Source organism: Oerskovia rustica (assembly GCF_014836555.1).
Taxonomy (GTDB): domain Bacteria; phylum Actinomycetota; class Actinomycetes; order Actinomycetales; family Cellulomonadaceae; genus Oerskovia; species Oerskovia rustica.
Map to the genome: position 1 here is coordinate 136,801 of NZ_JACSQQ010000003.1, position 24,850 is coordinate 161,650.

At 73.7% G+C, this 24,850-nt stretch carries 20 protein-coding genes; 11 read left to right on the top strand and 9 right to left on the bottom strand.

Annotation, left to right across the window (positions count from 1 at the left end; translation table 11 throughout):
- The first annotated feature begins 3 nt into the window (after positions 1-3).
- Entirely contained in the window at positions 4-1,899 is a 1,896-nt protein-coding gene (locus H9652_RS02750) for an ATP-binding cassette domain-containing protein (protein ID WP_191794555.1), read from the top strand.
- An 89-nt stretch (positions 1,900-1,988) separates the two neighbouring features.
- On the opposite strand, the gene H9652_RS02755 is transcribed toward H9652_RS02750, so the two are convergent.
- Both H9652_RS02755 and H9652_RS02760 read right to left on the bottom strand, forming a co-directional pair.
- The gene (locus tag H9652_RS02755) at positions 1,989-3,149 is read right to left on the bottom strand and encodes a winged helix DNA-binding domain-containing protein (RefSeq protein WP_225227631.1); all 1,161 of its coding nucleotides are present in this window, start codon (positions 3,147-3,149) and stop codon (positions 1,989-1,991) included.
- Positions 3,150-3,182: 33 nt separating this feature from the next.
- Positions 3,183-3,869 carry an LmeA family phospholipid-binding protein gene (locus tag H9652_RS02760; RefSeq protein WP_191794557.1) on the bottom strand — a complete coding sequence of 229 codons (687 nt, stop codon included), beginning with the start codon at positions 3,867-3,869 and terminating at the stop codon, positions 3,183-3,185.
- Positions 3,870-3,994: 125 nt separating this feature from the next.
- Between H9652_RS02760 and H9652_RS02765 the strand changes: the two genes are divergently transcribed.
- The 4 genes from H9652_RS02765 to H9652_RS02780 all read left to right on the top strand — a co-directional run bounded on the left by H9652_RS02765 (position 3,995) and on the right by H9652_RS02780 (position 7,618).
- Positions 3,995-4,777, top strand: coding sequence for an LLM class F420-dependent oxidoreductase (locus H9652_RS02765; protein ID WP_191794558.1), 783 nt, complete (start codon positions 3,995-3,997; stop codon positions 4,775-4,777).
- Between the two features lie 183 nt (positions 4,778-4,960).
- On the top strand, positions 4,961-6,295 hold the full coding sequence (locus tag H9652_RS02770) for a multidrug effflux MFS transporter (RefSeq protein WP_318243954.1): 1,335 nt from the start codon (positions 4,961-4,963) through the stop codon (positions 6,293-6,295).
- A gap of 155 nt (positions 6,296-6,450) precedes the next feature.
- On the top strand, positions 6,451-6,822 hold the full coding sequence (locus H9652_RS02775) for a VOC family protein (RefSeq protein ID WP_191794608.1): 372 nt from the start codon (positions 6,451-6,453) through the stop codon (positions 6,820-6,822).
- 19 nt (positions 6,823-6,841) lie between these two features.
- Positions 6,842-7,618 carry a uracil-DNA glycosylase gene (locus H9652_RS02780; protein WP_404821987.1) on the top strand — a complete coding sequence of 259 codons (777 nt, stop codon included), beginning with the start codon at positions 6,842-6,844 and terminating at the stop codon, positions 7,616-7,618.
- Between the two features lie 39 nt (positions 7,619-7,657).
- On the opposite strand, the gene H9652_RS02785 is transcribed toward H9652_RS02780, so the two are convergent.
- The 4 genes from H9652_RS02785 to H9652_RS02800 form a co-directional block, all read right to left on the bottom strand.
- A complete protein-coding gene (locus H9652_RS02785; protein WP_191794560.1) occupies positions 7,658-10,897 on the bottom strand; it encodes an AAA family ATPase in 3,240 nt (1,079 codons plus the stop codon).
- Positions 10,897-12,186 (bottom strand): exonuclease SbcCD subunit D, encoded by a 1,290-nt coding sequence (locus H9652_RS02790; RefSeq protein ID WP_191794561.1) that lies wholly within the window; start codon positions 12,184-12,186, stop codon positions 10,897-10,899. The genes H9652_RS02785 and H9652_RS02790 overlap by 1 nt, the downstream gene beginning before the upstream one ends.
- A 102-nt stretch (positions 12,187-12,288) precedes the next feature.
- Positions 12,289-12,633 (bottom strand): STAS domain-containing protein, encoded by a 345-nt coding sequence (locus tag H9652_RS02795; protein ID WP_030152374.1) that lies wholly within the window; start codon positions 12,631-12,633, stop codon positions 12,289-12,291.
- Positions 12,634-12,752: 119 nt separating this feature from the next.
- A complete protein-coding gene (locus H9652_RS02800) occupies positions 12,753-13,232 on the bottom strand; it encodes an aminoacyl-tRNA deacylase (protein WP_191794562.1) in 480 nt (159 codons plus the stop codon).
- Between the two features lie 165 nt (positions 13,233-13,397).
- Here H9652_RS02800 and H9652_RS02805 point away from each other — a divergent pair, with 165 nt between their 5' ends.
- Positions 13,398-14,024 carry a hypothetical protein gene (locus tag H9652_RS02805; protein WP_191794563.1) on the top strand — a complete coding sequence of 209 codons (627 nt, stop codon included), beginning with the start codon at positions 13,398-13,400 and terminating at the stop codon, positions 14,022-14,024.
- Positions 14,021-15,184, top strand: coding sequence for a PrsW family intramembrane metalloprotease (locus H9652_RS02810; RefSeq protein WP_191794564.1), 1,164 nt, complete (start codon positions 14,021-14,023; stop codon positions 15,182-15,184). Before H9652_RS02805 ends, H9652_RS02810 begins: the two co-directional genes overlap by 4 nt.
- A gap of 37 nt (positions 15,185-15,221) precedes the next feature.
- On the opposite strand, the gene H9652_RS02815 is transcribed toward H9652_RS02810, so the two are convergent.
- The 3 genes from H9652_RS02815 to H9652_RS02825 form a co-directional block, all read right to left on the bottom strand.
- Complete coding sequence (locus H9652_RS02815; RefSeq protein WP_191794565.1) at positions 15,222-17,033, bottom strand: ABC-F family ATP-binding cassette domain-containing protein; 1,812 nt, start codon at positions 17,031-17,033, stop codon at positions 15,222-15,224.
- 221 nt (positions 17,034-17,254) lie between these two features.
- Positions 17,255-17,761 (bottom strand): nucleoside deaminase, encoded by a 507-nt coding sequence (locus tag H9652_RS02820; protein WP_191794566.1) that lies wholly within the window; start codon positions 17,759-17,761, stop codon positions 17,255-17,257.
- A 4-nt stretch (positions 17,762-17,765) separates the two neighbouring features.
- A complete protein-coding gene (locus tag H9652_RS02825; RefSeq protein ID WP_191794567.1) occupies positions 17,766-19,544 on the bottom strand; it encodes a M15 family metallopeptidase in 1,779 nt (592 codons plus the stop codon).
- Between the two features lie 239 nt (positions 19,545-19,783).
- Between H9652_RS02825 and H9652_RS02830 the strand changes: the two genes are divergently transcribed.
- From H9652_RS02830 to H9652_RS02845, 4 genes are all read left to right on the top strand, one after another.
- Positions 19,784-20,314 carry an Mce/MlaD family protein gene (locus H9652_RS02830; protein WP_191794568.1) on the top strand — a complete coding sequence of 177 codons (531 nt, stop codon included), beginning with the start codon at positions 19,784-19,786 and terminating at the stop codon, positions 20,312-20,314.
- A 151-nt stretch (positions 20,315-20,465) separates the two neighbouring features.
- A complete protein-coding gene (locus H9652_RS02835) occupies positions 20,466-22,601 on the top strand; it encodes a DUF11 domain-containing protein (protein ID WP_191794569.1) in 2,136 nt (711 codons plus the stop codon).
- A gap of 57 nt (positions 22,602-22,658) precedes the next feature.
- Complete coding sequence (locus tag H9652_RS02840; RefSeq protein WP_191794570.1) at positions 22,659-23,879, top strand: aminoglycoside phosphotransferase family protein; 1,221 nt, start codon at positions 22,659-22,661, stop codon at positions 23,877-23,879.
- A gap of 140 nt (positions 23,880-24,019) precedes the next feature.
- Complete coding sequence (locus H9652_RS02845; RefSeq protein WP_191794571.1) at positions 24,020-24,616, top strand: hypothetical protein; 597 nt, start codon at positions 24,020-24,022, stop codon at positions 24,614-24,616.
- The last annotated feature ends 234 nt before the right edge of the window (positions 24,617-24,850 follow it).

A 24,850-nucleotide genomic window follows, 5' to 3' on the forward strand; every position in this document is an offset into this window, starting at 1 on the left:
ACCATGCTCAGAGCCGCACGCTTCTTCCTCGTCCTGGGCTACCGCACGGACAGGCGGCGCCTGCTCACGGCGGCGATCCTCATGACGATCGGCTACCTCGCCGGGCCGCTCGTCGGCGTCGCGCTCGGTGCCCTGACGAACGCCGCCCTCGACCAGCAGACGAGCCTCGCGGTCAGCCTGGGCGTGTGCGTCGCGACCCTGCTGATCTTCGAGCTCATGATGGGCCACTTCGCGCACCTGTACTACTTCGAGCTCGCCGACCTGCAGCAGCTCGAGCTGACCGACGAGGTCGCGAGGCTCGCGCACGGCAACCCGCAGATCGACCAGTTCGACCGGCCGCGGTTCGCCGAGCTCCTGACCCTGGTCACCGAGGGGCTGCAGCGGGTGCGGTCCGCGCTCGAGGCGACGCTCCAGCTCAGCGGGCTCCTGCTCCAGGTCACGATCACGACCGTCATCCTGGCGATGGTCGAGCCGTGGCTGCTGCTGCTGCCGCTCGCCGCGCTGCCGCCCGTGCTCCTCAACAACACGGCGCAAAAGGTGCTCGACTCCGCGCGCGACGCGTCCGCGCACGAGGTCCAGCTCTCGACGCACCTCGTCTCGCTCGCGACCACGGGCAGCTCGGCCAAGGAGGTCCGCCTGTTCGGCGCGCAGGCCCCGATCGTCGCGCGCCAGCGTGCCGCGTGGTCGGCGACGACGGCCCGCGTGTGGTCGGCGCACCGCCGCAGCGCCCTGCTGCGCGCGGCCGGGCAGGCGTGGTTCGCGTGCGCGTACGGCGTCGCGGTGTTCCTGGTCGTGCGCCAGGCAGTCACGGGGTCGGCGAACGTGGGTCAGGTCGTCCTGGTCATCACGCTCGCGGTCCAGGTGAGCGTCCAGGTCTCGGGTGCGCTCGCGCTGCTCGGCACCCTGCAGGGGGTCGGGCGCACGGTGTCGCACGTCGAGGAGCTGCGCGCGGCCGTCGCGCGACCTGCCTCCGCGGCAGGGCCGGGACAGCCCGTGCCCGACGGCGCCGCGCACCCGGGTGCGTCCGGCGCCCTGGTCGGCGAGGACCCGGCGACCGCGTCGTCGGGCACCGTGACCGCGCCCGTGGGTGAGCCCGTGGGCTCGGGCGGTGTGCCCGCGCGGCTCACGCGCGGCGTGCGTTTCGAGGACGTGACCTTCGCCTACCCCGACACGGACCGCGTGATCCTCGACGGCGTGAGCCTCGACGTGCCCGCGGGGTCGACCCTCGCGGTCGTGGGCGACAACGGCGCGGGCAAGAGCACGTTCGTCAAGCTCCTGTGCGGGCTGTACCGGCCGACGTCGGGGCGGATCCTCGTGGACGGCGTCGACCTGCGCGACCTCGACGACGCCGAGTGGCAGGCGCGGACCGCGACCCTGTTCCAGGACTTCGCGCGGTTCGAGCTCACGATCCGCGAGAACGTGGGCGTCGGGCGGCTCGCGTCGCTCGACGTCGACGAGGACCTGTGGGCCGCGCTCGACCGGGCGCGCGGTCGCGGCATCGTCGAGAAGCAGGCGGGCGGGCTCGACCAGCTCCTGGGGCACGGGTACGGGAACGGCGTCGGGCTGTCGGGCGGCCAGTGGCAGACGCTCGGGCTCGGGCGCACGCTCCTGCGCCGCGAGCCGCTGCTGCTCGTCCTCGACGAGCCCGCCGCGGCGCTCGACGCCGCGGCCGAGCACGCCCTGTTCGAGCGGTTCGTCGCGACGGCCGACGAGGCCGGACGGGCCGGCGGCGCGATCACGTGCTTCGTCTCGCACCGGTTCTCGACCGTGCGCGACGCGGACCAGATCGTGGTGCTCGACGCCGGCAAGGTCCGCGAGCACGGCGACCACGCGGCCCTCATGGCGCGCGGCGACCTGTACGCGGAGCTGTTCGGCCTCCAGGCGGGCGCGTACGCGTAGGGGTCGCACCCGAGGTGGGTGGGGTGGGTCGGGTGGCTCGGTCGAGCTGCCTGACCCACCTCGGGTCCGGCACCGGGTCCGGCACCGCGTCAGGACGCCTCGTACGCCACGCCCCAGTGGGCCGCGAGCCGTTCCGCCTGGGCCTCGAAGCCCCGCTGCTCGCCCCGGGTCAGCGGCCGGAAGAGCTGCGTGTCGAGGCGCAGGGTCTTCGCGGTCAGGGCGTGCCGCCACCGCCCGACGACGCGGCCGTCCACGGCGATCACGTGCAGGAACGGCGACACCTCCTTGCCGGGAAGCCGCAGCGGGAGCACGGCGGGCACCTCGGCCGAGAGCGGGTCGCGGGCCAGGTCACGGCTGTCCTTGTACGACACGAAGTACTCGTCGTACCCCTGGAGCAGGTCCACCTGTACAACGCGCTCGGTGGCGCCCTGCGCGGCGGGCGGCGGGCCGTCGACGAGCCGCCAGAACGACAGGCCCTCGGTATCGCCCGCACCCGCGACCTGCTCGACGTCCGCGCCGAGCAGCGCCAGCCCCTCGCGCGTCCGCGTGAGCGTGAGACCCGACCAGCCCGCGAAGTCCTTGACCGACGCGAGCGCTCGGCCACGGAGGTAGCGCCGCAGCAGCTCGACGAGCGCGGCGTCGTCGTCGTACGTCGCGCCGAGGGGCCCGAACCCGGCCGGCACGCGCTCGTCGAACGCCGCGTACGTCTGCTGCCTACCGCGAAGTACGCCGCTGACGAGGACCCCGTCGAGCTCGGCGCGCATCACGATGTACGTGAACGCGAGCCCGCTCGACGGCAGGCCACGGTCCGCGAGCAGCGCCGCGAGCTCGGCGCGCGTGCGATGGTCTCCTCCCGCGACAGCCTCGGCGAGCAGGTCGGTCGCGGCCGCGTCCTGCGCCGGACCACCCAGGTCCGGGTAGTACGGCCGGTTGAGGCGATGCACCCGAGGCGCGGTGAGGCGCAGGAGCCAGCGGGCGTCGTCGGGCAGGACGTGGTGCCACGTGGGGCGCAGCACGTGCGTCCGCAGGAACGCTCCCGCGGAGAAGTCGTCGCGGACCGACGCGGCGGACGGCGTCCCCTCGGTGCGCTGCGCGATCCCCCACAGGGACGGGTGGAACTCTTGCGACTGGACGGCCCCCAGGTGCCCGACGACGTCGCGCACGCTCGCGAGACCGGCGCCCCGCAGGTGGTGCGCGGCGAGGCGGGTCGCGACGACCGTCGCCGCGTCGGACGACCCGGCACCCGCCATGTCTCTCACCCCACCCGGTCTCTCACGCGCGGCTCACGACACCGCGAGGTCCGCGAGCGCGACGTCCTTCCCGGACAGCTCGACCCGGATCGCCCCGTCGCTCACCCCGACCGAGGTGAGGCTCACGCCGGGCGGGAGGTCGAGCGGGACCGTCAGGTTCGTCACGAGCCTCGCGATCGGGGCCGGGAGGTCCGAGATCGTGATGGTCGCAGGGCCGAGGGTGAGCGCGGAGACGTCGACCGCGATCGTGTTGCCGTCGACGCGCGGCGTGAGCCTCGCGGACAGCGGCACCCCCAGGACGTCCATGCTCGCGACGAGCAGGTCCCCTTCGGTGCTGAACGTGACCTGGTCGCCGGCCGCCTTGCTCACGACCGCGTCGAGCGACGACGGCGCGAGGAACCCCGTCGCGGTCCCCGACCGCACGACGTAGGGGTCGCTCGTGGAGACGCCGTGGGCGTCGAGATGCAGGTCGGTCACGGTGTACCCGCCGAACGTCGCCGTCGCGGCGGACCCCGTGACATGGTCCAGCTCGCCACCCGCGACCTGGGTCAGGAACGGGAAGCCCAGGATGTCGAGGTTCGCGTCGATCAGCTCGACGTCCCCCTGCTCCATGGACCGCACCGCGGTCGCCTCGGCGATGCGCACCGTGACACGGTCCACCACCACGAGCACGAGCACCAGGACGACGAGCCCGCCGACCACCCACCACCATCGCTTCATCCGCCCACAGTAGGTGCCGAATCTGGACATCGCCTGGCCGTTGCACATCTGTGACCTGCGGACTTGGGTGCGTCCTCGGGAAAGGCCTCGCCACCGCGGCACGCCGTCTGTCTAGGGTGATCCCCATGACTCGTCCCGTACGCATCGGTGTCCAGCTCCAGCCCCAGCATGCCGACTACCCCCAGATCCGTGACGCGGTCGCCCGCGCCGAGGACGCCGGGGTCGACGTGATCTTCAACTGGGACCACTTCTTCCCGCTCACGGGCGACCCCGACGGCAAGCACTTCGAGTGCTGGACCATGCTCGGCGCGTGGGCCGAGCAGACGAGCCGCGTCGAGATCGGGGCGCTCGTCACGTGCAACAGCTACCGCAACCCCGAGCTGCTCGCCGACATGGCCCGGACGGTCGACCACATCTCGGGCGGCCGCCTGATCCTCGGGATCGGCGCCGGCTGGTTCGAGAAGGACTACGACCAGTTCGGCTACGAGTTCGGCACCGCGGGCTCGCGCATCGCCGACCTCGCGGACGCGCTCCCCCGCATCAAGTCCCGCTGGGCCGCGTCCAACCCGGCGCCCACGCGCGAGATCCCGATCCTCGTCGGCGGCGGTGGTGAGCGGAAGACGCTGCGCATCGTCGCCGAGCACGCGACGGCCTGGCACTCGTTCGGCGACGCCGCGACGCTCGCCCGCAAGAGCGCGATCCTCGACGAGCACGGCGCCGCCGTCGGTCGGGACACGGCCTCGCTCGTCGAGCGGTCGGTCGCGGTCAACCGCCCGCCCGCCGAGGTGGGCGAGGAGCTCGTGGGCCTCGGCGCGACGCTCCTCACCGTCGGGGTCAGCGGACCCGACTACGACCTGTCCCTCGTGAAGCAGTGGGTCGCGTGGCGCGACGCGCGCGCCCAGGCCTGACCCGTCTCACCCCTCGGATGCCGTACGCCGTCCGGGAACAACGACCTGGTGGTCGGGGTTGGCGCAGTCATGGCCACCCCACCACCAGCGTCGTCCACCACTGACGCGGTCTCCCGCCCGGCAGCCCCGTCAGCGTCTTCGGCGTCCGCGCCCACGCGCGCCACCCGGATCACCGTCGGCTTCGTGCTGCTGCTGTCGGCGCTCACGGCGATCGGCCCGCTCACGATCGACCTGTACCTCTCGGCCTTCCCGCAGATCGTCACGGACCTCGGCACGACCGAGTCCCGCATCCAGCTCACGCTCACCGCGACCCTCGCAGGCCTGGCGCTGGGCCAGCTCCTCATCGGCTCGCTCTCCGACGCGATCGGTCGGCGCCTCCCGCTGCTGTCCGCGCTCTCGATCTACGTGCTGGCCTCGGTCGGGATCGTGTTCGTCCAGTCGATCGAGATGCTGACCGTGCTGCGGTTCGTCCAAGGCCTCACGGCCGCGGCAGGCATGGTCCTGTCGATGGCGATCGTGCGCGACAACTTCGAGGGCTTCCTGGTCGGCAAGGTCATCGCGCGCCTCATGCTGGTCGTGGGCGTCGCGCCGATCCTCGCCCCGACGATCGGCGCCCAGTTCCTGCGCATGGGCTCGTGGCGCCTGATGTTCGTGGCCCTCGCCGTCTTCGGCGTGCTGCTGCTCGTGCTCGCCGCGCTGCGGCTCAAGGAGTCGCTGCCCCCCGCGAGGCGACGGACGGGAGGGACCGTCGCGGCGCTGCGCTCGTACGGGTCGCTCGTGCGCGACTGGTCGTTCTTCGGCCTCGCGCTGCTCGGCGGCTTCTACATGGCCGCGATGTTCACCTACATCTCGGCGTCGACGTTCGTCTTCCAGGAGCAGTTCGGCCTGAGCGCCCAGCAGTACGCGATCATCTTCGGCGCGGGCGCGGTGTCGGTGACGATCGGCAGCCAGGTCAACGGCGCGCTCGTCGGGCGCGTGACGCCCGAGCAGATCCTGCGCGTGATCGTGCCGGTCGGGATCCTGCTGTCGGCCGCGCTGTTCGCCGCGACCCTGAGCGGCGCAGGCCTGCCCGTCATCGTCGCTCTCATCGTCCTGACGCTCGGCACGGCCGGGTTCGTCATGCCGTCGGTCCCCGCGGTCGCCCTCGAGCGCAACGCGCACCGCGCGGGCAGCGCCGCTGCCCTGCTCGGGGCGATGCAGTTCGGCGTCGGCGCGGGCATCGCGCCCCTGACGGGCCTCCTCGGCGGCGACGTCACGATCACCATGGCCGCAGTGATGTTCGGCGTCATCTCGGTCGCGGGACTGCTGCTGCTGAGCCTCACACGGTCGCTGCGTGCGGCTCCTGTCGACGGGACGGCCGACGGCGCCGCAACGGGCGCAGCGGCCGCGACCGACACGGCCGACGAGCCGGTGCTGGTCTCCGACGCCTCCGAGCTCGGGGTCGTCGCTGCGGCGGAGGCAGTGGTCGAGGCGGCCGAGGCGGCGGCCCCCGTGGCCCCGGTGAACCGCCGCGCCTGAGCCCCGCCGCGGCCGCCACGCCTGAGCCCACCGCACCCGCCGCGGGGCTGCGGGAGTCCCGGTCAGCGGGTGGCCGCTTCTCTTCGTACGGTGGAGACGTGCCCGCCCCCCGGCGGGCCGCGCAGGTCACCAGCCGATCAGCAGGAGCGACGACCATGGACTGGAAGCTCGAGCTCATCCCCGTGCCCGTGTCGGACATCGACCGGGCCAAGGCGTTCTACGTCGACCAGGTCGGGTTCAACGCCGACCACGACATCCCCGTCAACGACGACCTGCGGTTCGTGCAGCTCACTCCTCCGGGTTCCGCCTGCTCGATCGTGCTCGACGTCAACATGACCGACATGCCGTCGGGCGCGCAGCGCGGCCTGCAGATCGTCGTGCCCGACGCCGACGTGGCCCGTCAGCACCTCCTCGACCACGGCGTCGACGCCCCTCCCGTCGAGGACCTGCCATGGGGCCGGTTCACGTACTTCGCGGACCCCGACGGCAACACCTGGGCGTTGCAGCAGCTCGTCCCGCAGGCGTGACAGCAGCCCGGTCCTGCCGGTGAGCCCCTCGGGACGCGACGTGCCGCGCGAGGTGGGCGCCGTCGTCGGGCCCGACGACGTCACGTACCCCCTCCAGGTCCGTTCCGCCGGGAGCGTCGCGGCGCTCGACGAGGTGCTCGTCGGGTGCCGGGCCTGCCCGCGCCTGGTCACCTGGCGCGAACGGGTCGCGGCGGAGAAGCGCGCCTCGTTCCGTGACGAGACCTACTGGGCGCGGCCCGTGCCGGGGTTCGGCGACGAGCGGGCCGCGGTCCTCGTGGTCGGGCTGGCGCCCGCCGCGCACGGCGCGAACCGCACGGGACGCATGTTCACGGGCGACCGGTCGGGCGACTTCCTGTTCGCATCGATGTTCCGCACGGGGTTCGCGAACCAGCCGACGTCGGTGAGCGCGGACGACGGGCTCGAGCTGACCGGTATCCGCGTCACGGCTCCCGTGCGCTGCGCCCCGCCCGCGAACAAGCCGACCCCGACCGAGCGTCGCACGTGCGCGCCGTACCTGGGGCGCGAGCTCGAGCTCGTCGGCCCACGGGTCGCGGTGGTGCTCGGGGCGTTCGGCTGGCAGGCGCTGCTCGCGACGCTGGCCGACCAGGGGTGGGCGGTGCCGCGGCCTCGACCGGTGTTCGGTCACGGGGCCGAGGTACGGGTCGCGCACCCCGACGGGCGCAACCTGACCTTGTTGGGCTGCTTCCACGTCAGCCAGCAGAACACGTTCACGGGCCGGCTGACGCCCGAGATGCTCGACGCGGTGCTGCTGCGGGCGCGAGACCTCTCCCGCTGACGCCCTGCGCCGAACCCGAGGCCACCCCGGAGGCCGGCGCTACGCCCGCACCGTGAGCGTGCTCGACCCGTTCGCGAGCCGCCGCACCTCGACGCGTTCCGCGATGGACTGCTTGAGCGCGTCGACGTGGGACACGACGCCGACGACTCGGCCCCCCGCGCGGAGCTTGCCGAGCTCACCGAGCACCGCTTCGAGCGTCTCGGGATCGAGCGTCCCGAAGCCCTCGTCGACGAACAGCGTCCCGAGGTCGACGCCTCCCGCCTCGGCGGTCACGACGTCGGCCATGCCGAGCGCGAGGCACAGCGACACGTAGAAGGTCTCGCCGCCCGAGAGCGTGCGGGGGTCGCGCGCCTGCTCGGTGCGGTGGTCGAGGACCTTCATCGCGAGGCCGGTCCGGCGCGTGCGGACGTCCTCCTTCTCGTCGGACCGTTCGAGCTCGTAGCGGCCGTCCGACATCTCGCGGAGGCGTTCGTTGGCTGCCGCGACGACGTCCTCGAAGCGCCTGACCAGCACGAACGTCGCGAGGGACAGTGCCTTGGCGTTGTCGCTGCCGGACCCCGCGGCGAGCGCGGCCATGCGGGCGACAGGTGCGGCGTCCTCGCGGGCGCGGCCCCAGGCGGCCACGGTCGACTCGATCTCCGTCGCGGCGGTGGCCGCCGCGGTCGCCCGCCGGGACGCGCCGTTCGCCTGGAGGGCGGCCATCCTCTCGGCAGCCTCTGCCTGCCCGACGGCGTCGCGCGCCCCGTCGAGGTCGACGTCCACGTCCGCGGGCAGGGAGACGATCGCCTCCTCGGCGAGACCCCGCCGGATGCGCTCGGTGTCCGCGTCGATCGTGCGGAGCCTGCGTTCGAGCGCCTCGCGGCTCTCCGTCGCCAGGAGCGCGCCGACCGCCTCGTGCTCGTCCTCGAACCCGGCCTCGGCGACGACTGCCGCGACCTCGGCAGCCCGAGCCTCGAGCGCGGCCGACGCGCGGGCGACGGCAGCCTCGGCGTCGAGCAGGGTGCTCACGGCGAGGTCGCGGTCCCGCAGCGCTGCCGCGAGCACCGCGACGGGGTTGGCGGGCGCGCCCTCGTCGGCCCAGGGGTCCGGAAGGTCGGCGTCGGCGAGGAGCGGTCCGGTCGCGTCGAGCTCGGCGACGATGTCCCGGCGGTCCTGCTCGATCCCCGCGGCGAGGGCGTCGAGGCGCGCGCTCTCGCCCGCGACCCGCTCGGCGAGGGTCGAGGCCAGGGTGGTCAGGTCGCCGGTCTCGGCGTCGAAGGCCGAGAGAGCCGCGGACGCCGCGGCCCGTTCGGTGGCGGCTGCGGAGGATGCCGACACGAGCTCCTTGGCCGCGGCGAGCGCCACCTGTGCCTGGTCGACCTCGACACCTCCCGCCGCCCGCAGGAACCCGTCGAGGCGTTCGGCGAGGGTCGCGACCTCGGCGGACGCCGCCGCGACGACCTCCTCCGCGGCCCGGCGCGCGGCTTCCGCAGTCTCGACGTCGTCCCGGCCCACGTGTTCGTCGCTCGTCCGGGCGGGCGCGGGGTGCTCGTGCGCGCCGCACACGGGGCACGCGTCCCCGGGCTCCAGGCCCGCCGCGAGCTCACCCGCGATCCCGCCCAGCCAGGCCGTGCGCAGCGCGTGCTCGGCGTCGGACGCGGTGCGGGCGTCGGCGACCGCCCGCTCCTGACCAGCCCGGGCGGTGTCGAGAGCCGTGCCGGTCTCGATTGCCTGGCGGGCCGCACGCAGCACGGACTCGGCCGCGAGCACCTTCTCCTGCCGTTCGCCGAGCCGTCCGGCGACGTCGGCGAGCTCGTCGCGCCGCGACTCCCGCTCGGCACGGTTGGCGGGACGAGCCGCGAGGTCCGCGACGACGCGTGCGCGTTCCTCGCGGTCGCGCTCGACCTCCTTGCGGCCGTCGACGAGGTCGCGCTCCCGGATCGGCAACGACTCCCCGACGGGCAGGAGCCGGGCGAGGCGCGCGCTCGCAGCGGCGAGGCTCGACCGCAGGACGTCGAGGGCCGTGACGTCGGCCGAGGCCAGCGACTCCGGCACCCCCGTGCGGGCGAGCAGGAGCCGCTCGTGCGCGGCGGCGTGCTCCGTGGCGGCGCGGCGGGCGCCCGCGAGCACGGGCTCCACGACGGCGGCCCGCTGCGCGGCGGCGAGGACCTCCCGGTCGGTGGCCACCTGGTCCGCGGCGGCGTCGAGCGCCGCCTGCTCGGCGAGCAGGGCGTCGCGGCGCACGACTGCTGCGCTGAGCGTGCGCGCCGCCTCGAAGGCGTCACGGGCCGCGACGAGCGCGCTGTTGGCCGAGACCTCCCGTGCGCCGAGCTCGTCGGCCGTCCGCTGCATGGCCGTGACGTGACGGTGGACGAGGGTCCGGACCGACGGCTGGGCGGCAACAGCCGCGACCTGGGCGGCGTCGTCACCGACCCCGCCGGCCCCGCCGGCCCCGTCGCTGTCGCCGTCCCCATCCCCGCCGCCGTCGACGCCGCTCTCGCCCGTGGGCTCGTCGGCCATGTCGAGCGGCCCCGCGAGCCGGACGTCGTCGCGCGCGGCCTCGCGCAGGGTCGCCGCCGCGTCGCTCGTGAGCCCGGCGGCACCGACGAAGTTCTCGACGGCTCCGGTCGCGGCTCCCTTGGCGACGGAGACCGCGCCCTGCGCCTCGCGGTTCAGTGCCGCGAGCTCGGTCTGCACGCGGTCGTAGATCTCGGTCCCGAAGACCTTCTGGAGCAGGCTGCGACGGTGCTCGGGGTCCGCCCGGAGGAAGTTCGCGAACTCCCCCTGCGGCAGGACGATGGTCTGGACGAACTGTCGGCGGTCGAGCCCGACGGCCCGCTGGATCTCCAGCCCGGCCTCGTCGAGCCGCGTCGAGAGCAGCTCGCCCGGCACGTCGTCGGCGTCGGCCCCCGGCGCCGCGACGGCCTGGTCCGCGCCCGCGAGCCGCCAGAGCTTCACTCCGGCCTGCTGGGTCGTGGTCCCGGTGCCGCGCTTCTTGGCGCGCTGGAACTCGGGGGTCCGTCGCACGCGGTAGACCCCGGAACCCGTCTCGAAGACGAGGTCCACGAACGACTCGACGTCGGGGGCGGCGTACGCCGAGCGGAGCCGGTCCTCGCTCGCGGCCTCGGACGCGACCTTGCCGTACAGCGCGAAGACGACGGCGTCGATGATGGTCGACTTCCCGGCACCCGTGGGGCCTTCGAGCAGGAAGATGCCCGAGGTCGCGAGCTCGCCGAAGTCGATCACGTGGCGCCCGGCGAACGGCCCGATCGCCTGGAGGGTCAGGGTGTGCAGGTGCATCAGGCGCTCCGCTCGCTCGCGAGGGCGCGTTCGAGCGCGGTACGCAGCGCGGCTCCCTCGGACTCGTCGGGGCCCGTCCCCGTGACGTGCTGGACGAACTCGTGGGTCACCTCGAGCGGGTCACGCCCCTGCCCGACGACGGAGATCACCGCGCGCTCGGCCGTCACCGGTGGGCGGTGCTGGACCTGGAGCGCGTGCGGGAACCGTGCGCGGACGCGCGCGTACATCTCGGTGGGCCGGGCCGGGTCGGTGACGAACACGCGGAGCCAGTCGTCGGTGTGCGGCTCACCGGACGCCCCGAGGAGGTCGTCGAGCGTCCCGGTGACCTCGGCGAGGCGTCGCGGGACCGGCGCCGGGAGCAGCTCCGTCCGGGCGTCTCCGGTCGCGTCGAGGTCCAGCAGGACGGTCGACTTCTTCTGGTGCATCTCCGAGAACGAGTACGCGAGGGGCGACCCCGAGTAGCGGGCCGTCGTGGCCGCGTCGCGATCCTGACCTGTGGTTTCACGTGAAACACCGGGCACCGTGACGGTCTGCGGGCCGTGCAGGTGGCCCAGGGCCACGTAGTCCACGCCCGCTCCTCCGAACACCCCGGCGGGCACCGAGTCCACGCCGCCCACCCGGATGTCCCGCTCGGACTCCGAGGCCTGCCCGCCGACGACGAACGCGTGCGCCACGACCACGTTCCGCAACCGGTCACCGCCACCCTCGCGGCGGCGCGCGATGTCCGCCCTGACCCGTCGCACGGCCGCCGCGGTCACGGCCTCGTGCGAGCGCGGCAACGGTCCCTTCTCACGTGTCGGAACCTGGTTCGCCTCAGGGACCTCGCCGTCGTCGACGGCAGCACAGCACCCGTCCGCGAGCTCCCACCGCACGGCGTCCGGGTCGAGGTAGGGCATCGCGTACACCGCGACGCGCCCGCCCGAGCCACCGCGCGCGGCGGGGTCCAGGACGACGGGCGTGCCGACGTCGGGCACACGCGTCCGGAAGTGGACGCCCGCACGCATGAGCGACGCCCCGAAACCCAGCCGGATCGCCGAGTCGTGGTTGCCCGGCGTGAGCACGACGTCCGCGTGCTCGGCGAGCCGTGCGACCGTGTCCGAGAGGAGGTTCACGGCGTCCACGGGCGGGATGGCACGGTCGTACACGTCGCCCGCGACGAGGACGGCTCCGACCCCCTCCGAGCGGACGACCTCCACGAGATGGTCGAGGTACGCAGCCTGGTGGTCCAGCAGGTCGACGCCGTGCAGCGTGCGACCGAGGTGCCAGTCCGAGGTGTGCAGGATGCGCATGACCCGAACGGTAGCGGGCGCCACCCACAGCCCTGCGCCACAGCCCGAAGCCTCAGGGATGACCTCGTCGTCACCCCGTGCAGGCCGAACGGGCCCCGCGGACTACGACCCTGCGGTCGCGGTCCGCACGACGGGGATGGTCCCGCCCATGCCGATCATGTCGAGCAGGTCCTCGAGCGAGGTCGTCGGGTCCTGCAGGACCACGGGACGCCCGTCCTCGGAGCCCAGCATGTAGACCTGGAGGATGAAGGCGATGCCCGACGAGTCGATGAACGTCACGCGTCCGACGTCGATCGTCACCGGTCCTGGGTGCGTGAGCACCTGCGCCATGGCGTCGCTCGCGCGGTCCCTCAGCGCTGCGTCGATCTCTCCCCACAGGGAGATGAGCGATCCCTCGGGGGTCGCCTCGTAGCTGATGCCTGAGTCGTACGTACTGGGGATGGTCATGCTCTTCTCGTGCTCCGTCAGTCGGTGAGGGTGGCCTCGCGGACCGTCCTCCTGGTCAACGATCGGGCAATGAACGGTGTTCCCGCGGTCGGGATCCGTGAAGGTCAAACTCTGAGAGGTTAGACCGGCTCGGTCACGTCCGCGACCTGCGCGCCCAACGCCGTCGCGAGGCTCGCGCCGTCGACGCTCGCCGCGACGCCGAAAGCACCCCCGCCGATCGACACGAGCGGGGACGTCCCGTCACGGTCGACGACACGGGAGGCGGCGACGACGGGCCAGGCCGTCGTCGCGCCGAACGGGGTGATCGTCCCTCGCTCGCACCCCGTGACCTCGCGGGCGACCTCCTTGTCCGGCATGGACAGGCGCGAGACGCCCAGGAGGGTCCGCAGCTTGGGCCACGAGATGGTCCGGTCGCCCGGGACGAGGACGAACAGGTAGTCGTCGTCACCGCGGCGCACCACGAGCGTCTTGACGATGTTCGCCGGGTCGATCCCCCGCGCCGCCGCCGCCTCCTCGAGGGAGCTCACCGGGCCGTGACGGGTGATCGTGAAGTCGATCCCGGACGCTTCCAGTGCGGCGCGTGCCCGCTCTTCGCTCATGTCTCGACCCTAGGCATCGCCGCCCACACTCACCATGCGAAGGGCGGATCAGCACGTGTCGTCCACGTCACCTCCCCGCGGCGTCCGCGGTCGTCCCGGTCGCGGACCTGACGTCCCGATGCTTGCATCGAGTGACGTCCGACCCGGACGAGCCGAAGGAGAGCGATGCGCCCCGAACCTCCCCCGTTGCTGCGGCCCGAACGCCGCGGGCGCTTCGGCATGGACCGCGTGGGGTCCGTCGCGACGGCCGTCGTGCTGCTCGCGATGGTCGCCCTGTGGCTCGTCCCGACGGCGGTCGACGAAGGCACCCCGCCCACCGAGACCGAGATCCCCGCGGGGAGGGTCGTCACGGTGTCCGACGGCGCCTCGACCGCGACGGTCCGGTTCCCTGCGGGATGGTCCACCACGGCCGACATCAGCGCGTCCGGGGACGCGAGCGAGTCGACGTTCGAGGGCGGCAGCCTCACGGTCGACCGCCGGGGCGTCGAGGTCCAGATCGAGGTCGTCTCGGGCGTCGAGAGTCCGAACGTGTTCTTCACGCGGCGGGCCCGGCTCGCCGAGCTGGCGACGGGCACGACCCTGTACGACGCGCAGATCGTGTCCGAGGGCGACCCCGCCGAGGTCTCGGGCGTCTTCCGGTCGGGCGGCCCCGAGGCCGCCTCGCTCTCGGTCAAGGTCACGACGCAGCACGCCCAGGGCGGGGTGTCGATCCTCGCGTACGGGACGGCGTCGGACCTCCAGGCACAGGCCGGGGCCGTGGCCGACCTGGTGGGGGCGGTGACGATCTCATGACCGAGCAGAGCCTGCGCAACGTCCCCGTGGTCCTCCCCACGAGCTCACCCGGGCGGCGGCGCCGCGGCCTCTTCCCCCACTACCAGTGGGCGACCTGGCTGTACTGGGTGTGCCTGGTCGTCGCCGGCTTCGGGATGCTGCGGGTCGCCCGCCAGGACGTGTTCCTCACCCCCGAGGGTCTGGGGATCGGGATCCTGCTCGCGGCCGTCGTCACGCTGCTCCTCACGGCGATCATCCGGCGGCTCGACCTGTTCGAGGACGAGCCGGGCGGCATGCTCGTCGCGGCCTACGCGTGGGGCTTCGTCGTCGCGCCGACGCTCGTCGTGGTCGCGAACGACCACCTCATCACCGTGTTCGAGCGGGTGGGCCTCGCCTCCTGGGCCGCTGCCGTCGTCGGGCCGACCGACGAGGAGCTCATCAAGCTCCTCGGCGTGGTCCTGGTCCTGTACGCGGGCCGCGCACACGTGACCCGCCCCCTCAACGGCCTGGTCTACGGGGCGATGGTCGGCCTGGGCTTCGAGGTCAGCGAGAACGTCAGCTACATCGTGCAGGGCGCCATCATGGACCCGAACGCCGACGCCGTGGGCGCTCTCCAGGTCGGCCTGAGCCGCGTGCTCGTGGGCCTGGGCGGGCACGCGATGTTCACCGCGATCGCGGGCTTCGGCATCGCCTACGCCCTCGTGGCGTTCCACGTCTCCACGGTGCGGCGCGTCACCGTGGCGGTCGCGACCTACGCGCTCGCCTGGGTGCTGCACTTCGCGTGGAACGCCCCCGAGATCTTCTTCCCGGCGTCGGAGGCGGGCGCGTTCGCGTCGGTCGTCCTCAAGTACGTCGTCCTGATCCTCGCGTTCGTGCTCGTGTTCCGGTACGCGCGGCACATCGACCACCGCTGGTTCGAGGCGGCGCTCGCCGACCAGCCCGACGACGTCGTGACCCCCGGCGAGAGGGAGGCCCTGCGGTCCGTCCACGGACGCCGCGCGGCGCGCAAGGCGGCCCGCCGCGCGGGCGGGCGGGCCGAGAGCCGCCGGCTGGCCGACCTCCAGGAGGCGCAGCTCCGGCTCGCGACGCTGCTGGGCCTGTATCCCGACGGGGCACCGCCCGTCGAGGTCCAGAAGGAGGTCGTGCGGGAGATCCGCGCGCAGCTCACCGTGCCCCTCTGAGGGGCGCCGACGGCTTCGCCGACAACCCCTCGTCGCCTCAGCCGAGGTGCACCACGTCGCCCTTCCAGGTCCGCCGCAGCCACCGGTCGTGCGAGGCGACGACCACGGCGCCGGGCCACGTCTCGACCGCGGCCATGAGCTCCTCCGCGAGCGTGAGGGACACGTGGTTGGTCGGTTCGTCGAGCAGCAGCACGTCGGGGGCCTGCGTCACGAGCATCGAGAGGACGACCCGCCGCCGCTGGCCGACGCTCAGCATGCCCAGGGGCCTGTCCAGGTCGCGGGGCGCCACGAGCCCGTGCGCGTCGACGTGCGGGCGGTCCGCGGGGTCCTGCCCCGTGACGAGGGCGAGCAGGCCGCGCGGGGTGCGCGCGTCGTCGTGCAGGCGGACGTCCTGCTCCAGCAGGGCGACGTCGACGCCTCGCGCGCGCCCCACCGTGCCCGACGACGGCTGCAGGTCGCCCGCGAGCACGTGCAGCAGCGTCGACTTCCCGGACCCGTTGGCCCCGGTCACGAGCAGCTTGGCGCCCGGAGCGAGGTCGATCGACGGCACCCCGGACGCCCGCAGGTCGAGGCGGGGGCGCCCGGGGGCTGCGGGGTCGGGCTCGGTCGCCCCTCCCTGCACGACGACGTCACGCGCCCACAGCGCCAGGCCGTCGGTCCCGTCCGACGCACCCCGGGGGCCACGCCGCCCGCCCGAGCGTCCCGGGGACGAGCTCGTCGCACGCTCACGCACGAGGTGCGGCGGCGCGAACCGCAAGGGCTCGGGCGGCCTGCGCACCTGCTCCGCCTGGAGCGTGTCGAGGCGCTGCTGCGCGTTGCGCACGCGCCGAGAGACCTGAGACTGCACGCGCTCGCCCTTCGCGTCGTAGAGCAGCTTCGACTGGTTGCCGCGCTCACGGTTGTGCGAGACGTTGCGGGCCGTCGTCGCGACCGACCGGCGCAGCGCCTTGAGCTCGTCCTGCTCGGCCGCGAACTGCTGCTCCCAGCGGGCCCGCTCGACACGCTTGGCCCGCAGGTAGTCGCGGTAGCTGCCCGCGTACAGGGTGCCGCCCGTGCGACCCGCAGAGCTGGCCTCCTGCGACGGGTCGAGATCGAGGATCTCGGTGCAGACCTCGTCGAGGAACACGCGGTCGTGGCTCGCGAGCAGCACGGCCCCGGGCAGGGCGCGCAGGGCCGAGGCGAGGAACTCGGCGGCCTCGTCGTCCAGGTGGTTGGTCGGCTCGTCGAGCAGGAGCGCGCCCGGCTGGCGGATGAGGAGAGCCGCGAGGCCCAGCCGCGTGCGCTGCCCGCCCGAGAGCCGCGAGACCAGGCGGTCGCGGTGGATCACGTCGAGGCCCAGGCCCGCGAGGGCGCGGGACGCACGGGCGTCGGCCCCCCACACGTCCGACTGCTCGGCGCGCGCGAGCGCCAGGTCGTAGGCCGCGGTGAGGGCGTCGACGTCCGCACCGGAGCTGTCAGAACGAGCGTTGCCCATACCGCTCGCTCGTTCTGACACCCCGGCGTCGGACAGCTCGGCGAGCGCCGCTGCCGCCGACTCGAGCTCGCGCTCGATCTCCCGGACCCCCGCGAGGGCGTCCTCGACGACCTCGCCGACCGACGTCGTCGGGCCGTACGGGAGCTCCTGGTGCAGGTAGCCGAGGTCCGGCGGCCGCGTGACCGTCCCCGAGTCGGGGTCCTCGACCCCCGCGAGCAGGCGCAGGAGCGTCGACTTGCCGACGCCGTTCTCGCCCACCAGGCCGGTGCGGTGACCCGGGTCGACGGCGAGGCTCACCCCGGCGAGGACGGTGCGGTGGCCGTAGGACCTGGTGAGGTCGACGGCAGTGAGAAGAGCGGAGGAAGGCTGGGGCATGGAATCACCTGACGAAGAGGGCGCCGCGGCGGCACGGAGGCTGCCTGCCGACGTCGAGCGCAGCCGGGGCACGACGGGAAGGTCGTGTCGCGGGGCGACGTCGGGGCGCGAGAGGAAGGGGGTCTCGCGAGCAGGCTCAGATCCACATGAGTGCCACCCTACGGCGTCGCGCGGGCGGGCCGCGAGCCGATTACCCGGACGCCACGGTCCTGCTCGCCGGTCTACCGGTCGGCCACACCCAGAAGGCGCGCGTGGAGCGCCCTGACCTCGCCGACGAGCTCGGGGTCCGGACCGGACACCGGGATCCCCGGTGCGACGACGTGGATCGGCAACGGCGCGACTGGCCCGGGGGGTATTCCCCACCGCTCACGCCACCCGGCGAGCTGCGCACCGCTCGCGGCGTACACGATCCGTCCCAGCCCGACCCACGCATGAGCCGCGCTGCACATCGGGCAGTGCTCTCCCGAGGTGTAGACCGTGCTCGTCCGACGCTGCTCGGCGTCGAGGTGCTCGGCAGCCCAGCGCGCGAGGGCGAGCTCGGGGTGCTGGGTCGCGTCGCCGCCGCGGACCCGGTTGCGGTCCGACCGCAGGATCGTCCCCTCGACGTCGACGAGCACGGAGCCGAACGGCTCGTCGCCCGCGTCGAGCGCGCCCCGAGCGAGGTCGACGCACACCCGGAGGAACGCGTGGTCGCGCGCGTCGGGACGGTCGACGGTCGGGGCGGTCACTGGTCTAGGACGTCGCGGTCGGCGCCGGGATGTTCGTCGGCGAGGTCGACGGCGCGATTGACGGCGCGGACGACGGCGCGACGGACTCGGTCGGCGACGGCGTGGTCGGTGACGGGGCCGGGGTCGTCGGCGGGTCCGTCGGGGCCGGAGTCGTCGGGGTCGGCGTCGGCACGGGGGTCGTCGGTGACGGCGCGGGCGCCGGGGGCGAGGTCGGCGAGGTCGGGGCCGTCGGCGAGGGAGGTGCCGTCGGCGTCCCCTCGGCTCCTGGTGTGTACCGGTCCGGCATGGCCCCGGCCGCGTAGAACTCGAAGTGCCACGGCTCGGGCTTGCGCCCGTCGGGGCGCGCCCACGTGGGGTTGTCCCAGCCGTAGTCCGGTGCGTGCAGGCGCATCCACAGGTACTCGGCGCTCTTCCCGGTCGAGACCGGGGAGCCGACGTCGATCGCGAGACCCCACCCGTGCTGGGAGGTGCCGGGGACAGCGGCGAGGAACGGCTTGGCCGCCTTGACCGCGACCTGGTCGTCGTAGCTGCGGTAGGAGTCGGTGATGCGCAGCGGCTTGCCGAACGCCTTCTGGTACTCGGCCGCGAGCGCCTCGAGCTGCTCTGCGGCGTCGCAGCGCAGGCTCTGCCCGGGCGCGAACGCGAGCGGGCACAGCACCGAGTCCGGAAGCTGTCCGTTGGCGTACTGGGACGTGCTGTCGGCGTACTTCGCGACGGCGGCGGCGAGCTGGTCGGCCAGGGTGTCGCCGGTGGGGACCGCCCCGTCCGCCGGGACGACGCCGACCGCCGCGAGCGCGTACGCGGGCCCCATGAGCTCGGCGAGCCGGGTCGCGGCGGCGACGACGTCGTCGATCGTCACCAGACCCTCGTGCGAGGGAGCCTCGTCGTCGGTGGGGTCGCCGGGGTCGGGGGCCGGCTCCGACGGAAGACCCGTCTCGGGGTCGAACCCGTCCCCCGCACCACCCGCAGGAGCCGCAGGAGCCGTCGGAGCGCCTGCGGTCGCCGTCCCGTCCGTGGCGGTGCCCGGGTCGAGATCGGTCGCCTGGGCGTCCGCGGCCCCGGGCCCGTCGTCGGGGCTCGTCGGGGGCGGGGCCACCGGGGTGGCGGCGGGCGCGACCCCGGGGCCCACCGGCACGACGGTCGATGGCGTACCGGTCGCCGGTGGCGCGGTCGGCGCCTGCCCGTCGACGACTCCTGGGGCGCCCGGAGCGGCTGGGGCGTCCGGAGCGTCCGGCGTCGTCGGGGTCAGGGGGTCCGGGGCCGCGGGTGGCGTCGCGAGACCCTCGCCGGGCAGCGCGCCGGGCGCGACGGGCCCGGGGGCGTCGACCGAGCCCCGCTGGCCTCCACCGGCCGCAGCCTGCTGGGCCTGATAGGTCGCGAGCAGCATGCCGAGCTCAGAGCGCGCCTGCAGCACGGTCTCCGAGACCGCGGCGTCGGCGCCGATCACCTCGTCCGACCGGTCGAGCATCTTGACCACGCGGTCGAGCTGGACGTCCTCGCTGGGCGGCTCGTAGGCCGGTGGCTGCACGCCGAACGCAGCACCGGCCACGGGCTCCTCCGCCGCGTACTGCACCGACCACGACTCGCGGTGCGTGATCGAGGACCCGACGAAGCCGACCGTCATGACCGACCCGAGGACCAGCGTCGACGAGAGGATCATGGGGACCGCCCGCGCCGGGCGCCGCACGTGACGGGCGTCGACGTGATGACCCGGCCCGGTCGGGGGACGGACGGGCTCGATCGCCTCGTCGAGCGCGACGGGGGCGGCGTCGGCAGCGGGCATACCGCTGGCGGCGGGCTCGGCGCGAGACGCGCCATGCCGGCCCCCTGGGCCGCTGGAACGCACCCGGTGCGTCGGCAAGGTCACCACGAGACTCCCATGTCCGTTCTGCGACGTTCGACCGTGCGAGGGTATCGGCGAACACGACCAGACTCCAGCCTGAGGGAGTTTGGGCGTGCGCGCCACCCGTTGTCTGGGAACTTCATGGGTGACTTCTCATCAGAGGTCTGCACAATGGAGAGATGGACACCCACGCAACGCAGCACACCGCACGCGCCCGACGCACCCGCCGGAGCGCCGCCGTCGGTCTCGCGCTCGTCCTGTCCACGTCCGTGCTCGGCGCGTGCGGCGAGGACGGCAGCATCACGATCCCCGAGATCTCCATCTCGAGCGACCAGCTCGACCAGCTCCTCGACGACGCCAAGGCACAGGCCGAGGCCATCGGCGGCGACGTCCAGTCGCTCGTCGACTCGCTCGGCTCGCTGCCCGCGGACCAGCGAGCCCAGGTCGAGGAGGCCGTGACCGCGGCCAAGACCGCGTCGGAGGACCTCCAGACCGCCCTCGACGAGGCGGCCACCGCGACCGAGGAGACCAAGGCGCAGGCCGAGCAGCGCGTCGCGGACGCCCGGGCGCGGCTCGACGAGGCGTCGGCGCAGCTCCAGTCGGCGTCCGAGGCCGTGAAGTCGGCCGACGAGGCCGTGAGCAGCTCGCTCGACGACCTCCGCGGCGAGGTCGAGAAGTTCTCGCAGGACGTCGAGGGCGCGACGTCCTGACGGCCGCCAGCGGCGCAGGGACGACCAGCTCTCTGCGCCACCGGGCGGGTTCGTCGGGACGACCTCGAGCACACGGAGAGCGCGCCGGGTGACCGGGTGCCACCATGGGTGAAGCTTCTCCATCGACGCAGAGACGATCCCGGGGGGCAGGATGAGCACCCGTCCGACGCGCAGACCGGCTGCGGCGGGCCTGGTCGTCCTGCTGAGCCTCGGCGGGGCCGTGGCGCTCGCACCCCCGGCCTCCGCGGCCGAGTTCAACGACTACGTGACGGTGTCCGAGACGACGCTGGACTTCGGGCAGGACCTGCGGTTCGGCGACCCGGACGTCACGCTGTCCTACAGCCTGACCGCGGTGCAGGACACCACGCTCTCGACGGACGGGTGGTACACGCCCGGGCCCGACGAGCCGTGGGGTGAGGTCAGCGGTGATGCCTGCCCAGGTCTGTCGGTCGACGGCACCGTCACCCTGGCCGCCGGCCAGGAGTGCGTCATCACGGTGACGTTCGACCCGAGCACGATCCTCAGCCCGTCCAGCTCCGTCTCCGGCGGGCGCACGTGGAACGCGACAGGGGCGGCAGGACCCGCGACGACGGACCAGCCCGTCTCCTACCAGGCTGTCGTCCACGCGCTGTCCTGGGAGCCGGGCTCCCTGGGCTTCGTCGCCGTCCCTGGCACGACCGGTGCACCGCAGACCGTGACGTTCACCAACCTCGCGAGGGTCCCGCTGTCCGCGCTCGACACCGGCGGCGAGGGCCCCGACTTCACGCTCGACCTCGGCACGTGCGCCTCCCCGATCCCCGTGAGCGGGACCTGCACCCTCAGCTACAAGTACACCGACAACGCCTCGACCCCCAGGACGAGCGCGCGCACCTGGGTTCACTTCTCCGCCACCGGGCCGGACGGACCCAAGGCGTACACCCACGACTCGACCGTCGTGAGCCTGGCCGGCGTGACCCCGTTCCCACCCCGGACCACCGACATCTCCGTCACGAAGTCGCTCGTCGGCACGGCCCCGATCGTCGCGGGCGACCTGATCGCGTGGGACGTCACCGTGTCCAACGTCGGCCCCGACGCTGCTGACGCCGTCACTCTCTACGAGTACCCCGGTCCTCACCTCACGCTCGACCGCGTGGACGGCGTGACGTGCACGTCCTGGGGACAATGCTCCCTCGGCGCTCTGGCCTCGGGCGACTCCATCACCGTCCGGGCATGGACCCAGGTCCTGCCCGACACCCCCGTGGGCACGGCCCTCACCAACGACGCGACCGCCTACAGCCCTCAGCGGGACCCGGACCACGACAACAACTCCGCGAGCGCCTTCGCCGGTCCCACCACGGACGCCGCGGACGTCGCGGACGTGCAGATCGCCAAGACGGCACCGACAGCGCCCCCGCAGGTCGGTGGCGAGACGACCTGGCCCCTGACGGTGACCAACACCGGGCCGGGCGACGCGACCGACGTCGAGGTCACCGACGCGCTGCCCCCGGGGACGAGCTACGTCTCCGGTCCCGACGAGTGCACCGCCGACACCGCCCGGACCACGTGCACCCTGGGGACGCTCACCACCGACCAGACCTGGACCGGGGCGGTCGTCCTGCGCGTCGAGGACCCTGCCCTGGCCGGGACGGCGATCACGAACACCGCCACGGTCGGGACCTCGGCCCACGACCCCGACCCGTCCGACAACTCCGCGACCGCGACCTCGCTCCCTGTCGTCGGTCCCGCCCGCGGCAACCTCGCGGTCTCCCTCGAGGCGCCGGCCACCGTCGTCGCGGGAGCCCGGCTCGATCCCGTCATCGCCGTGACCAACACCGGCGACGCACCGATGACAGGCGTCACCGTCGTGACCCACGCACCCCCCGGCACGACGTTCCTCAACGCCGGCGGGACGGGCACCCCGGGAACGGCCGTGATCGAGCTCGCTGCCGCGTGCCCGGCGTCGGGCACGGTCATCACGTGCGAGGCAGGGACCGTCGCCCCCGGTGACCAGCTCCTCGTCCCCGTCTCGCTCCGTGTCGACGCGGCGACCCCGCCTGGCACCACGCTCCCCCTCGTCGCGACCGTCTCCGCCAGCACCCCCGACGACGACCCCGGCGACGACACGGCCAGTGCACAGGTCACCGTCGCCGCGTCGCCGGCACCCGGTGACGGCGGGACGAGCACGGGCGCACGTGCGTCCGACCTCGCGACCACCGGCTCCGACTCCCTGGCCACGGTGTGGGTGGCCCTGCTCTTCGTCGCGGCAGGGACGTCCGTGCTCGTCACGCGACGAGCCGCGCGGCCCTGACGACCTCGCCCCGCTCGAACCGTGGACCGGCGCGGCGCCCGGCGGGCAGACTGAGGCATGCCTTCCGCCGCCCCGACGCCTGCGCCTGCATCGCCGCCCGCGCAGACCACGCGAGCCCTCGTACCCGACCTCGACGAGACCCTCGCGCTCGCCGGCATCGCCCTCGGCGCGGCGCTCGCCGAGCCCGAGCCCCTCGGCGGGTCGACGCGGTCGCTGGTCGTCCGTGCCCGCGTCGTCGCCGGGCTCACGGACGACCGCCTCGACACGACCCGTGCCGCGGCGCACGTACCGGGCAGCACGGTCGTGGTCAAGCGCTTCCTGGACGGCCCGGGCGTGCACGGCCTCCCGTTCGAGCACGAGGTCGCGGGGCTCCTGACCCTCGACCACACCCCCGTCCTGCTGGCCGTCGACGAGGCGCACCGCCTGATCGTCATGAGCGACGTCGGCGACGGCCCCACGCTCGCCGACCTCCTGCTCGGCAGCGACCGCGACGCCGCCTGGCAGGGCGCGCACGACTGGGCGACCGCGCTCGGCGAGCTCGCGGGTGCGTCCGGGCGGCGCGTCGAACGGTTCTCGGCCGAGCTCGCGGCGCGCGGCGTCGTCAAGGGGTGGGACCTCGACGCGGACGCCCGTGCCGGGGTGCGCCGGCTCGTCGACGCCCTGCCCACCCCCACGGGTCTGGCGCGAGAACCGCTCGACGCGATGCTCGCGTTCGTGCACGACGACCTCGAGGCTGTCGCGAGCCTGCGCGCGGCGGGGAGCCCCGCCGTCGTCTCGCCCGGCGACACGTGCCCCGACAACGCCGTCCGCACACCGGCCGGGTGGGTGTTCCTCGACCTGGAGGACACGAACGTCCACCACCCCGCGCTCGACGCCGCGTACACGCTCATGCCGTTCTCGACGTGCTGGTGCGTGTTCGACCCGCCGACCGGCCTGACCGACGGCCTCCTCGCCGCGTTCACCACGGGCCTGCGCAGGCACCGGCCCGACGCCGTCGTCGAGCCCGCCTGGACCCGCGACGTCCTGCTCGCGTGCGCCGGCTGGATCCTCGCCATGACGGGCTGGCTCCTCGACGGAGCGGTCGCGGACCGCCCGCGCGTCGGACCCGAGGGGAGGTCGCCGTCGTACCGGCAGCTCATGACGTCCCGCTGGCGCTGGGGTGCCGAGCACCTGCGCGACGTCACCCCGAGCATCGCGACCGTCCTGTCCGACGCCGTCGCGTGGGCCGAGCGCGAGTGGGGACCCACGCCGTCGGGCGGGTATCCCGCGTTCGACTGACGCACCGCTGGTCCCGGCACGGGAGGACCTAGGTCCCCCGCGTTCCTCGACCTTCGCCCCAGGTCCGAGCCCTCCCGCTCCGGTGGAATGGAGTCAACGCACCGGATGGGGATCCGGTCCTGGAGAGGAAGACAGACGACATGAGTGCAACGATCGAACGTCCGGCCGGCTCGGCCCGCTCGGCCCGAGCAGTACGTGCCGTCCCTCACGAGGTCTCGGGGGCCACGACGACCGCGAGCCTCGCGGTCCGCGGAACCCTCCCGACGCAGATCGTCCTGGGGATCTTCCGGATCGTCATGGGCTTCTACTTCGTGTGGGCCTTCCTCGACAAGACCTTCGGGCTCGGGTTCTCGACCCCCTCGGAGCGTGCCTGGATCAACGGAGGCAGCCCCACGGCCGGCTTCCTCGGCGGCGTCCAGGGACCGTTCGCCGGTCTCTTCAACGGGATGGCCGGTGCCGCCTGGGCCGACTGGCTCTTCATGGCAGGCCTCCTCGGCATCGGGCTCGCCCTGGTGCTCGGGATCGGGATGCGGATCGCGGCGACCGCCGGGACCGTCCTCCTCGGCTTCATGTACCTGGCCTCGCTGCCCCTGACCACCAACCCGATCATCGACAGCCACGTCGTCGAGGCCCTCGCGATCATCTCGCTGGCCATGATCGGCGCCGGTGACACCCTCGGCCTCGGCCGACAGTGGAAGAGCCTGCCGCTCGTCCGCAAGAACTCCTGGTTGGTCTGATCCCGGTTCGGCGACGCGATCCGCTCGCCACGGCGATACACCCAGGAAGACGCGGGGAACACCAGGGAACGCGAGACCCTGCCCCGCCCGACGGCCCTCCCGGTCACCTCCCGGAGGGCCGTCGCTCTTTCCCCGGCCGGTCGGCCACCCGCCGACCGGCCGGGGACACACCCGGAGCTCACGGAGATCGAGGGGGTAGTCGTGGAGTACCTGAAGACCTACCACGCACGAGAG